Source organism: Microbacterium sp. NPDC089189 (assembly GCF_040685095.1).
GTDB lineage: Bacteria > Actinomycetota > Actinomycetes > Actinomycetales > Microbacteriaceae > Microbacterium.
Window position 1 is genome coordinate 18995 of sequence record NZ_JBFBHG010000009.1, and the last position, 12291, is coordinate 31285.

9 protein-coding genes are annotated in these 12291 nt (G+C 72.1%); 5 read left to right on the top strand and 4 right to left on the bottom strand.

The genetic code is table 11. From position 1 onward, the window contains the following. Positions 1–77 precede the first annotated feature (77 nt). Positions 78–2936, top strand: coding sequence for an FtsK/SpoIIIE domain-containing protein (locus tag AB0N73_RS06895; protein WP_363561731.1), 2859 nt, complete (start codon positions 78–80; stop codon positions 2934–2936). 32 nt (positions 2937–2968) lie between these two features. Beyond that, positions 2969–4510 carry an APC family permease gene (locus AB0N73_RS06900; RefSeq protein WP_363561733.1) on the top strand — a complete coding sequence of 514 codons (1542 nt, stop codon included), beginning with the start codon at positions 2969–2971 and terminating at the stop codon, positions 4508–4510. A 60-nt stretch (positions 4511–4570) separates the two neighbouring features. Here AB0N73_RS06900 and AB0N73_RS06905 read toward each other — a convergent pair whose 3' ends face one another. Then, positions 4571–5560, bottom strand: a complete 990-nt coding sequence (locus AB0N73_RS06905; protein ID WP_363561735.1) for an asparaginase — start codon at positions 5558–5560, stop codon at positions 4571–4573. A gap of 47 nt (positions 5561–5607) precedes the next feature. On the opposite strand from AB0N73_RS06905, the gene AB0N73_RS06910 reads away from it, so the two are divergent. Continuing rightward, entirely contained in the window at positions 5608–6078 is a 471-nt protein-coding gene (locus AB0N73_RS06910) for an OsmC family protein (protein WP_363561737.1), read from the top strand. 18 nt (positions 6079–6096) lie between these two features. Here AB0N73_RS06910 and AB0N73_RS06915 read toward each other — a convergent pair whose 3' ends face one another. Next, complete coding sequence (locus AB0N73_RS06915) at positions 6097–6822, bottom strand: lysophospholipid acyltransferase family protein (protein ID WP_363561907.1); 726 nt, start codon at positions 6820–6822, stop codon at positions 6097–6099. Between the two features lie 182 nt (positions 6823–7004). On the opposite strand from AB0N73_RS06915, the gene AB0N73_RS06920 reads away from it, so the two are divergent. Together AB0N73_RS06920 and dxr are read left to right on the top strand one after the other, a co-directional pair. Further along, positions 7005–7949 carry an FKBP-type peptidyl-prolyl cis-trans isomerase gene (locus AB0N73_RS06920; protein WP_363561739.1) on the top strand — a complete coding sequence of 315 codons (945 nt, stop codon included), beginning with the start codon at positions 7005–7007 and terminating at the stop codon, positions 7947–7949. Between the two features lie 13 nt (positions 7950–7962). Further along, positions 7963–9051, top strand: coding sequence for a 1-deoxy-D-xylulose-5-phosphate reductoisomerase (gene dxr, locus AB0N73_RS06925; RefSeq protein WP_363561741.1), 1089 nt, complete (start codon positions 7963–7965; stop codon positions 9049–9051). Here dxr and pflA read toward each other — a convergent pair. Both pflA and pflB read right to left on the bottom strand, forming a co-directional pair. Beyond that, positions 9045–9944 carry a pyruvate formate-lyase-activating protein gene (gene pflA / locus AB0N73_RS06930; RefSeq protein WP_363561743.1) on the bottom strand — a complete coding sequence of 300 codons (900 nt, stop codon included), beginning with the start codon at positions 9942–9944 and terminating at the stop codon, positions 9045–9047. The two genes, dxr and pflA, sit on opposite strands and share 7 nt — an antisense overlap. Positions 9945–9951: 7 nt before the next feature. Further along, entirely contained in the window at positions 9952–12228 is a 2277-nt protein-coding gene (gene pflB / locus AB0N73_RS06935) for a formate C-acetyltransferase (protein WP_363561745.1), read from the bottom strand. Positions 12229–12291 lie beyond the last annotated feature (63 nt).

Consider the following 12291-nt stretch of genomic DNA (forward strand, 5'->3'; position numbering starts at 1 on the left):
CTCGGCGTCGCCGCTCGCCGCTCCACAGCCTGGTGCCTCGCGCAGGGTGACGCGAGCCCCGCCGGTTGACTGGCCGGGTGTTCATCCCGCACCCGCCGACCCCGCTCCCGCCGCTCGCGGGTGCCGCGCTGTCCGATGACGTCCTGACGGTCCCGCCGCCACCGGCGCCGCGCCGACGCCCGCCGATCCCGTGGATCGCATCGCTCGTGCCGGTCGCGGGCGCGCTCGTGCTCTGGTGGGTGCTCGCCTCCCCGTTCGCGCTGTGGTTCGCCGCGCTCGGGCCGCTGATCGCCGTCGCCGCGGCCGCGGACGGTGCCCGCGCGGGACGCCGAGAGCAGAAGGAGGTGCGGGCGGTGCGCGCCGACGCCGCGGCGCGGGTCGCCCGCGAGATCGAGCGGCGTCACGCGCGGGAACGTGCGGAGAGGAGTGCGCACTGGCCCGACCTGGCGGGGTATCTGCAGAGCCCGGGAGAGCTCTGGCGCGCCGTGCCGGGGCGCGAGGGGGTGATCGTCGCCGGGGCGGGCGAGGGCGTGAGCGCACTGCGCATCCAGGGCGAGGAGGGCGACGAGCTGGCGGACGACCTGCGGGCGCGTGCGGCGGTGCTCTCGGACGTGCCGGTCGCGGTTCCGGGCAGCGCCGGCATCGCCGTCCGCGGGCCGGCGTGGCTGGCGGCGGCCGTCGCCCGATCGCTCGTGCTCCAGCTGTGCTGCGCTCACCCTCCCGGGGCGCTCCGTCTGGCGGCGCGCGAGCCGGAGGCGTGGACCGTCGCACTGCCGCACTCAGCCGCGTCCGCGGTGGTCTGCCACCTCGACGATCGCTCGGCCGCGGAGCGCTCCGCGGCCGACATGGCCGTCGTCATCGTGCCGCCCGACACCCCGCCGCCCCCGCACTGCCGCGCCGTGATCACCGTCGAGGATGTGACGCGCGCCCGTCTGGACTACGCCGGCCGCACGATGGCGCTGGAGGTCACGCCGTTGGGGGAGGAACAGGCGGAGCGGATCGCCGTCTCGCTCGCGGCGCGCGCGGCCTCGTGGGCCGGTGCCGGTCGGGTTCCCGACGCGGTCGGGTTCGCCGACCTCACCGGGCCGCACGAGATCGACGCGCGCCGCGTCGACCAGGATCGTCCGGCGCCCCGTGCGACGGATCTGCGTGTCGCGATCGCCCGGGACGCCGACGGCGCCGTCGCGGTGGACCTGGTGGCTGACGGGCCGCACGCGGTGGTGACGGGCACGACGGGCGCGGGCAAGAGCGAGCTTCTCGTGACCTGGGTGTCCCGCCTGTGCGCGACGCGGTCGACGCGGGAGGTCGTCTTCCTGCTGGCCGACTTCAAGGGCGGTTCGGCCTTCGACGCCCTGGCCGCGCTGCCGCACGTGACCGGCGTGCTGACCGACCTGGACGGCGACGGCGCCGAGCGCGCTCTGCAGAGCCTGCGCGCAGAGATCCGTCACCGCGAACGGGTGCTCGCCGAGGTCGGCGCCCGGGACATCACCCATCCCGGCCTCGAACTCGCGCGGCTGGTGATCGTCGTCGACGAGTACGCGGCGCTGCTCGACGCGCACCGCGAGCTGGGCGCGGTCTTCGCCGACATCGCCGCGCGAGGCCGCGGGCTCGGCATGCACCTGCTGCTCGGCACGCAGCGCGCCACCGGCGTGGTCCGCGACGCCCTCATGGCCAACTGCGCGCTGCGGGTGGGGCTGCGGGTGGTGGATGAGGCCGACAGTCGCGCGGTGCTCGGGAGCGACGTCGCGGCGCTCCTGCCGGGGGACGCCGCATCCCGGGGGCTCGCCTACATCCGCCGGGCCGCGGATGCGAAGCCGCAGCTGGTGCGGATCGCCCGCACCTCGCCCTCGGACATCGAGCGGATCGTCGAGGAACGGCGGGCGGAGCAGCGCCCGCGTCGTCCCTGGCAGCCGGCGCTGCCCGTCCGCATCCCGCTCGCCGACCTGCCGACGAACGGGGAGCGTCCGGTGATCGGGCTCGCGGACGAACCCGATCATCAGCGGCAGAGGTCGCTGCGCCTGGAGCCCGGTGACGCGGGGCTGCTCGTGGTCGGAGGGCCCGGAAGCGGCAAGAGCACGGGGCTCGCGGCGATCGCCGCGCAGGCGGCGGATGCGCTGTGGCTGCCCGACGACCCCGAGGCGCTCTGGGACGCACTGGGCGCACTGAGCGCGGGACCGGGGAACGGCGAGCTGGTGATCGCCGATGATGTCGACGTGCTGCTCACCGGCTTCCCCGCCGACTACGCCGCGGCCGCGGCGGCGCTGCTCGAGCACGCGTGTCGCGCGGCGCGATCGCAGGGGCGCCGGTTCGTGATGTCGACCGCCCGGGTGACGGGCCCGGTGGCGCGCATCGCCGAGCTGCTGCCGCGGCGGGCGTTGCTGCGCCTGCCGAATCGGCTGGACCACATCGCCGCGGGCGGACACAGCGCCGCCTACGACCCCGACGCTCCCGCCGGTCGTGCCGTGGTGGGGGCGCTGCGCGTGCAGCTGCCGTACACGGAGGTCGGTCCGCGCCCGATCGCCGACGAGCCGGCCGCGTGGCACCCGGAGCGCGAACTGTGCGGATTCGTCATCCGCCCCGGCGCCGACGAACGCCGGCTGCGCGAGACGCTCCGCGGGGCCGGGCGGGACGTCGTGCTGCTGGGGGAGACCGGCGTTGCCGCGGCGATCGAGCGGGGTGGCGCACCGGTGGCCGTGCTGGGGGAGCCGGAGCAGTGGCAGCGGGAGTGGCCCGTCCTGCACGCGGTCCGATCGCGCGGCCAGCTCGTCGTCGACGCCTCCTGCGCGATCGAGTACCGCATCCTCACCGGCGACCGCGCGCTGCCGCCGTACTGCGCCCCCGGGCGCGGGCGCGGGTGGCTGCTGCACGACGGGGCACCCCCGCAGCGCATCGTGCTGCCCGGCATCGATCCGCCGCGCCGTCGACGCGCTGCTTGACCGCGCTCGGCTCGCACCCCTACGTTCAGCACATGGCAACCACGCCCATCAACCTGCAGCGCAGCGACGGCAAAGGCCTCGCGGCCGGAACGCTCGGCCTCTGGGGATCGACCGTCATCGGTCTGGCCTCCACCGCGCCGGTCTACTCGCTCGTGGCGACGCTCGGTTTCGTCGTGCTGGCCGTCGGTGCGCAGGCGCCGATCGCCTTCATCGTGGCCTTCGTGCCGATGCTCTTCATCGCGTTCGCGTATCGCGAGTTGAACCGCGAGGTGCCCGACTGCGGCACGACCTTCACCTGGGGCACCAAGGCCTTCGGGCCGTGGGTCGGGTGGATGGGCGGATGGGGCGTCGCGGTGGCGGGCATGGTGGTCCTCGCCAATCTCGCCCAGATCGCGTCCGTGTACTTCTGGTCGCTGCTCGGGCAGGAGTTCGAGAACGACGACTGGCGCATCCTGCTCGTCGCCGTCGTGTTCATCGCCGCGATGACGTGGGTGAGCTGGCGCGGCGTCGAGATCGGCGAGCGGCTGCAGAACATCCTGCTGGCCGTCCAGTACCTGGCCCTCGTGATCTTCGTCGTGGCGGCACTCTGGCAGTTCTTCGCCGGCACCGCCCCGAACCCCACCCCGTTCGACTGGGAGTGGCTGAGCCCGTTCGCCTTCACGGAGTGGAGCGGCTTCACCGAGGCCGTCCTGCTCGCGCTCTTCATCTACTGGGGCTGGGACACCTGCCTCGCCCTCAACGAGGAGACCAAGGACCCGAAGCGGATCCCCGGTCGTGCGGCGCTGCTGACGACCGTCATCCTGCTCTTCACCTACGTGTCGGTCACGATCGCCGCGATGATGTACGCCGGACTCGGCGAGAGCGGCACGGGGCTCGGCAACGAGGCGAACGCCGACGACTTCTTCCTCGCCATCAAGGACGGGCTGCTGGGGCCGTTCGGGTGGGTGCTGGTCGTGGCCGTCCTCATCTCGGCGATCTCCTCGACGCAGACGACGATCCTGCCCACGGCACGCGGCACGCTCGCGATGGGCGTCTACCGGGCGCTTCCCGCCCGCTTCAAGGACGTCCACCCCCGGTTCAAGACCCCCTCGTTCTCGACGCTCGTCATGGGCGTCGTGGCGATCGTCTACTACGTGGGCATGTCGCTCATCAGCGACAACATCCTGCAGGACTCGATCCTGTCGCTGGGGCTCGCGATCGCCTTCTACTACGCGATCACCGGGTACGCGTGCGTCTGGTACTTCCGCCGCACCCTGTTCGACTCGGCGCGGGACTTCTTCTACCGGGGGCTCCTGCCGCTGCTCGGTGCGCTGATGCTCACCTATGCGTTCGTGCAGTCGGCGATCGACATGTGGGACGTGGACTACGGCTACACGGTGCTGCTCGGCATCGGCGGCACGTTCGTGATCGGCATCGGCGCACTCCTGGTGGGCGTCGTGCTGATGTTCCTGTGGTTCCTGTTCCCGCGCTCGAAGCGGTTCTTCCGCGGCGAGAGCCTCAACCGCGACACCCCCGTGATGGTGCCCGACGAGCCCGGTGAGTACAGCCGCTCCGTCGACGGCGGCCTCGCCTGACCGGCCCCCGTCGGGCGGCGCGGCCGTCCCGTTCTCGGGAGAGCGTGCGGCCGGACGGGATCAGACCACGGGGCGGATGACGCCGACGATCTGACCGCCGCCGCGCACGGCGAGCCCCAGGTCGGTGCGCGCCCGGTCCGCATCCGCCGTCGTCACGGCGCCCGCACGCTCGAGCAGGCGCAGCGCGACCGTGCTGGCGGCGCGTGAGGAGCCGTCCAGCATCTTCGCCGCCGCCGTCGTGCCGTCGGGGGCGACCATGACGATCAGCCCCTCGGCTCCGGTCTTGGCGAACACGCCCGTGCGCTCGATCACGACGGTGTCGGGGCGACCGGGGCCGTCGATCGTCCACGGGTGCTCGCGGACCGCGGCGATCAGCGCCGCCGCCGTGCGGTGCAGCGCGAACGGCGAGCGCTCCGACGAGGTGCCCATCCGGTGGATGCCGCGGGCAAGACCCGTGAGGGTGACCGCGTGCACCGGGGCGCCGCACCCGTCGATCGCCGTCGCCGAGGGGCGCTCACCGCTGAGCCGTTCGATGACCTCGCGGATGTGCAGCTGCAGCGGGTGCGACGGGTCGAGGTAGCTCGCGGTGTCCCATCCGCTCGCGCGGCAGGCCAGCAGCATGGCGGCGTGCTTGCCGGAGCAGTTCATGCGCAGCCGGGAGGGGGCGGCATGATCGCGTACCATCTCGTCGCGGGCGGCCGAGTCGCCGGGCCAGGCGGGCGGGCACCCGAGATCGTCCTCGGTGAGTCCCGCCTCCTCGAGGATCGACCGCACGACCGCGACGTGACGCTCGGTGCCGCTGTGGCTCGCCGTCGCGAGCGCCAGGCGCTCGCCCCCGAGCGACGCGCCGGCCGTGACGCAGGCGAGGGCCTGCAGGGGCTTGAGCGTGGAGCGGGGGAGGACCGCGGCGCCGGGGGCGCCGTGCGAGGCGATGGTCGTCCCGTCGGGGGCGAGGACGACCGCGGAACCGCTGTGTCGTGACTCGACGAAGCCACTGCGCTCCACCACGGCGAGTTCGACGGCGGCGGTCACGGGGAACGTCTCGGGCATCCTCTCAGCCTATCCCCGTGCCCGTACGCGCATGTCAGACTGGGGCGATGAGCGAGCATCACTATCGGCTGCATGCGACGTGGACGGGCGACCGGGGCGCGGGGACCAGCGGATACCGCGACTACGACCGATCCGTCACGCTGTCGATCGAGGGCAAGCCCGACCTGCTCGCCTCCGCGGACGTGCCCTTCCGCGGGGATGCGGAGCGGTGGAACCCGGAGGACATGCTGCTGGGGTCGCTCTCGCAGTGCCACATGTTGTCGTACCTGCACGCGTGCGTGACGACGGGAGTGACCGTGTTGTCCTACGAGGACGACGCCACCGCCACGATGACGGTGGAGAGCACGGGGGCGGGGTGGTTCACGGAGGTCGTGCTGCATCCGCGGGTCGTCGTCGCCGACGCGTCGATGATCGAGGCCGCCGAGGCCGCGCACGCGCAGGCCCACGACTGGTGCTTCATCGCGAACTCCGTCAACTTCCCGGTGCGCCACGAGGCGCAGATCACCGCGGCGTCCTGACACCGCGCCGCGAGCCGGTCAGCGGCGTTCGTGCGGCAGGACCTGCTTGATGCGCTCGATCGTCCCGTGGGCGGGCACCTCGTTGTAGGTGCCCGCGAGCTCCTGCTCGGACAGCGCGTGGATGGCGGCCATGATCTCGTCGGTGGCGAGCCGCCGGGCGCGGCCCGAGTTCGCGGCGCCGTGGGCCGAGAGGTCGAGCGGTGCGCCGAACCGGATCGTCACGCGGGGGCTGAGACGGGGGAACTTGGCTCCGACCGGCATCGCCTCGTTGGTGCCGATGAGCCCGACGGGAACCACGGGGGCACCCGTCTGCAGTGCCAGGAAGGCCACGCCCGTGCGGCCCTTGTAGAGGCGGCCGTCGAGGGACCGCGTGCCCTCGGGGTACAGGGCGATGGGCTTGCCGGCCTCCAGCATGCGCCGCTGCTGGTCGAGGGCGTCGAGCGCGGCCTGTCCCGCACCGCGTTCGACCGGGCTCGCGCCGAGGGCCGTGAAGAACTCGCGCGACAGCTTGCCCTTCAGGCCCGGGCCGTCGAAATAGCTGGACTTCGCCAGGAACTGCACGGGACGGGGCGCGGCGAGGGGGATCACGAACGAATCGATGAACGACAGGTGGTTCGCCGCGAAGATGACCGGGCCGGTCCGCGGCACGAGCGCGCGCCCCTCGATCCGGGGCCGGTAGATCATCCGAGCGAGGGGGGCGAGGATGTTCCGCCCCACGAAGTAGGTGAATCCGGTGTCGTTCAGCGGTGCTTCCGCACTCGTGCGCTCGTCGGGCACGTCGGGTTTCTCCGCTTCGGTCACCAGAAGAGGCTACTGCGGATCGCATTCCCCGTCGCGCATAGGGTGAATCCGGGCGCCTCCCAGCGGACGCATGACCTGATGCGCAAGGATGGAGCGTCCCCCGCTCCGATCGATTGAGGTCCCTCGTGCGCGTTCGCCCGCTGCTCGCCCTGTCCGCTGCCGCTCTGTCTGCGCTCGTGCTGGCGGGATGCTCGTCCGCCGCGGACGACGCGGCCACTCCCACCGCCAGCGCCGCGTCCGCCGACCTGTGCGCGGGCGTGCTGGATTCCGGTGCCGCCTCGGACGCCATCGAGGTCACGGGCGAGGTGGGCCAGGAGCCCGCCGCGACCTTCACCGCACCGCTGGAGATCACCGATCCGCAGCGCACCGTCGTCACGGAGGGCGACGGCGAGGTGATCGCCGACGGCGACCTGGTCAACTACGCGGTCACCGCCTTCGACGTGACGACCGGTGAGCTGCTCGAATCCGCCGGCTATTCCGAGGGCGAGATCACGCCGCAGCCGATCGTGGCGCAGTCGCTGCTCGGTCAGGTGCTCGGATGCGCCTCCATCGGCACCCGCGTCGTGACGACGCTTCCCGCCAACGGCTCGACGCCCGCACAGATCTTCGTCATCGACCTGCTCGGCACCACCCCCGATGCCGCGTGGGGCGAGCCCCAGGAACCGGTCGACGGTCTCCCGACGGTGACGCTCGACGACGCCGGTGCCCCCACGATCGAGATCCCCGACACCGAGGCGCCCACCGAGGTGCAGCTCGAGACGCTCAAGAAGGGCGACGGAGCCGTCGTCGAGCCCGGCGCCACCGTGCTGGTGCAGTACACCGGCGTGAAGTGGTCGGATGGATCCGTGTTCGACTCCAGCTGGGACCGCGGCACCCCCGCATCCTTTGCGACGTCGGGTGTGGTCGAGGGCTTCAAGCAGGCGCTCGAGGGCCAGACCGTCGGTTCCCAGGTGCTGGTCGTGGTGCCGCCGGCGTTCGGCTACGGCGCCAGCGAGGGCCACGAGCTGCAGAACGAGACGCTCGTCTTCGTCGTCGACATCCTCGCCACGACCGCGCCCGCCGCGGGCTGAGCGGAGCGGGCTCATGCGGCGCGTCGTCATCCTCGGATCGACCGGGTCGATCGGCACGCAGGCGCTGGAGGTCATCGAGGCGAATCGCGACCGGTTCGAGGTCGTCGGCCTCGCCGCCGGCCGCGACCGCGCCGGGATGGCGGCGCAGGCGGAGCGGTTCGGCGTCGCGCACACGGCGCTGGGGGCCGCGGAGGCCGAGCAGCTCGTCCGCGATGTGCCCGCCGACGTGGTGCTCAACGGCATCACCGGCTCGGTCGGGCTCGGCCCGACGCTGGCGGCGCTCGAGTCGGGACGCACGCTGGCGCTGGCGAACAAGGAATCGCTCATCGTCGGCGCCGACCTCGTGACGGCGATCGCGGCTCCCGGCCAGATCGTGCCGGTGGACTCCGAGCACTCCGCGATCGCACAGGCGCTGCGCGCGGGCGCCCCCTCCGAGGTCGGACGGCTCGTGCTCACCGCATCCGGCGGCCCGTTCCGAGGCCGCCGCCGGGAGGAGCTCGCCGCGGTGACCCCCGCGGAGGCCCTCGCGCACCCCACCTGGGACATGGGGCGCGTGGTGACGACCAACTCGGCCACGCTCGTCAACAAGGGGCTCGAGGTCATCGAGGCGCATCTGCTGTTCGGCGTGCCCTACGACGCGATCGACGTCGTGGTGCACCCGCAGTCGATCGTGCACTCCATGGTCGAGTTCGTCGACGGCTCCACCCTGGCCCAGGCCTCACCGCCCGACATGCGCCTGCCGATCTCGCTCGGTCTGGACTGGCCGCATCGGGTGGCCGGGGTGGGACGACCGCTCGACTGGACGACGGCGTCGACCTGGTCGTTCGAGCCGCTGGACGAGGCGGCGTTCCCCGCGGTGGCGCTCGCGAAGCGGGTGGGTCGAGCGGGCGGCACCTACCCCGCGGTCTTCAACGCCGCCAACGAGCAGGCCGTCGACGCCTTCCACGAGGGTCGGATCGGCTTCCTCGGCATCGTCGAGGTCATCGAGCGCGTGGTCGACGCGCACACGGCGCCGGCCGCCCTCACGCGTGAGGCGCTGGCCGACGCCGAGCAATGGGCGCGCCGCTCCGCGGACGCGGCCATCGCCGCATCCGCTCAGTAGACGGTCAGGCCGTGTGAGCGGAACTGCCCGCGGACGCGGTCCAGCAGCGCCACGGTGGGAGGCTGGGCGTCTTCGAGCGGGTAGGCGCGTCCCAGCTCGCGCCACTTGTCCCGGCCCATCTGGTGGAACGGCAGCACCTCGACGCGCGTGACGGTGCCCGGAGCGATCTCGTTCAGCGACGCCGCGTACCGTGCCACGAGCTCGACGTTGTCGGGGTCGTCGGTCAGCCCCGGCACGAGCACGAAACGGATCCAGATCTCGGTGTCGCCGCGACGGGCCACGCGCTCGCCGAACTCCAGGGTGGGTTCGAGCTCGCGCCCCGTCACGCGACGGTAGGTGTCGGGGTCGCCGGATTTGACGTCGAGCAGGAGCAGGTCGGTGTCGGCCAGCAGCTCGTCGGAGGCGTGGGCGCCGAGGAACCCCGAGGTGTCGAGCGCCGTGTGCACCCCCATCGCCTTGGCTCCGCGGATGAGGCGGGTCGCGAACGACGGCTGCATGAGCACCTCGCCGCCCGAGATCGTGAGTCCGCCGCCCGAGGCGCGGAACACCGGCAGGTACCGGCGAAGACGGTCGAGCACGGCCTCCGCCATGACCGGGACCCCGTCCTTCATCGCGAAGGTGTCGGGATTCTGGCAGTAGAGGCACCGCAGCGGGCAGCCGTTGAGGAACAGCGTCATGCGGGTCCCAGGCCCGTCGACGGCCGTCACGAGCTCCCACGAATGGACCGAGCCCAGCTCGCCCGTGCGCATGGCCGCCAACCGGGCGGCGCGATCGATGTCGGCGACCTGGAGGCCGTGGAGGCCCGCCCCGCCGCGACGGGCGGAGCAGGCCTCCTCGGTCGGAGCGTCGAGTCGCGTCGCTTCGCGCGGAAGCGGCGATCTGACGATCGTCATGGTCCGCTCACATCCCCCCGTGGAAGGTCCGCGAGAGCACGTCGAGCTGCTGTTCGCGGGTGAGGCGGACGAAGTTGACCGCGTACCCCGACACGCGGATGGTGAGCTGCGGGTAGTTCTCCGGGTTCTCCATCGCGTCCAGCAGCGTCTCGCGGTTCAGCACGTTGACGTTCATGTGATAGCCGCGGGAGTCGAAGTACGCATCGAGCAGGCCCGCCAGATGACCGCTGCGCTCCTCGCCGGTGCGGCCGAGGCCCGCCGGGACGATGGTGTTGGTGAGCGAGATCCCGTCCTGCGCCTCCGAGTAGGGCACCTTCGCGACCGACAGGGCCGAGGCGAGCATCCCGTGCGTGTCCCGGCCGTTCATGGGGTTGGCCCCCGGCGCGAACGGCTCGCCCGCACGGCGCCCGTCGGGGGTGTTGCCGGTGGCCTTGCCGTAGACGACGTTCGAGGTGATCGTGAGGACCGACTGCGTGGGTCGCGCGTCGCGGTACATCGGGTGCCGGCGGAGCTTGGTCATGAAGCGCTCGACGATGTCGACGGCGATGCCGTCGGCGCGGTCGTCGTCGTTGCCGTAGGCCGGGTACACGCCGTCGGTCCGGTAGTCCACGACCACGCCGCGCGCGTCGCGCACGGGGGTGACGGTGGCGTACTTGATCGCCGAGAGGGAGTCGGCGGCGACCGAGAGCCCGGCGATGCCGAACGCCATCGTGCGCAGCACGTCCTTGTCGTGCAGGGCCATCTCGAGCCGCTCGTACGCGTACTTGTCGTGCGACCAGTGGATGCAGTTGAGGGCTTCCACGTAGGTCGCCGCCAGCCAGTCCATCATCCGGTCGAAGCGGGCGTACACGTCGTCGAAATCGAGCGGGCCGTCGCCGACGGGCGCCTCCTGCGGGGCGATCTGCTCGCCCGAGACCTCGTCGCGGCCGCCGTTGATGGCGTACAGCAGGGTCTTGGCCAAATTCACGCGGGCACCGAAGAACTGCATCTGCTTGCCGACGCGCATGGGGGAGACGCAGCAGGCGATCGCCGCGTCGTCGCCCCACTCCGCGCGGATCAGGTCGTCCGACTCGTACTGCACCGCAGAGGTGTCGATCGAGACCTGGGCGCAGAAGTCCTTGAAGCCGCCGGGCAGCGCCGAGCTCCAGAACACCGTCATGTTCGGCTCCGGGGCGGGGCCCAGGTTGTAGAGCGTCTGCAGGTAGCGGAACGAGGTGCGGGTGACCAGCGGACGGCCGTCCTCGCCGACCCCCGCGATGGTCTCGGTCACCCAGGTCGGGTCGCCCGAGAACAGCTCGTCGTACTCGGGGGTGCGCAGGAACCGCACGATGCGCAGCTTGATGACGAAGTCGTCGACGAGCTCCTGCGCCTCGGACTCGGTGAGCGTCCCGGCCGCGATGTCGCGCTCCAGGTACACGTCGAGGAACGTGGAGGTGCGCCCGAGCGACATGGCGGCGCCGTTCTGCTCCTTGACCGCGCCGAGGTAGGCGAAGTACAGCCACTGCACGGCCTCGCGGGCGGTGGTGGCGGGGCCGGAGATGTCGATGCCGTACGACGCCGCCATGCGCTTCAGCTCACCCAGGGCGCGGATCTGCTCCGCGTGCTCCTCGCGAGCGCGCACGACGTCCTCGGTGAAGGGGGTCGAGTCCAGCTCGAGCTTGTCGATCTTCTTCGCCGAGATCAGGGCGTCGACGCCGTAGAGCGCCACCCGCCGGTAGTCGCCGATGATGCGGCCGCGGCCGTACGCATCCGGCAGCCCCGTGATGATGTGCGAGCTGCGCGCCGCGCGGACCGAGGGGGAGTACACGTCGAAGACCGCCGCGTTGTGGGTCTTCCGGTACTGCGTGAAGATGGACTTGAGGGTGTCGTCCACCTCGTAGCCGTAGGTCTTGAGCGCGCCCTCGACCATGCGCCATCCGCCGTTCGGCATGATCGCGCGGCGGAGCGGAGCGTCGGTCTGCAGGCCCACGATGAGCTCGTCGTCCTTCGCGATGTACCCGGGCGCGTGGGCGGTGATGCCCGCCGGCGTGTAGGGGTCGATGTCGTAGACACCGCGTTCGCGCTCCTCGGGGAACAGGGCCGAGAGCGTGTCCCAGACATGCGTCGTCCGGGCCGTGGGGCCGGCCAGGAACGCCGCGTCGCCGGTGTACGGGGTGTAGTTGCGCTGGATGAAGTCGCGGACGTCGACCGCGTCCTGCCAGGGTCCCGGGGTGAAGCCTGTCCACGCCGTGGGGAGGGCGTCGCTGTCGTCTCGTGTGAGTCCGGTCGTGCTGACGATGCTCATGGTTCTCGCTTCCTTGTCCTCGTGGGTCAGGTCGCGTCGGGTGTGTGCGTCGTCGTTGGGCGC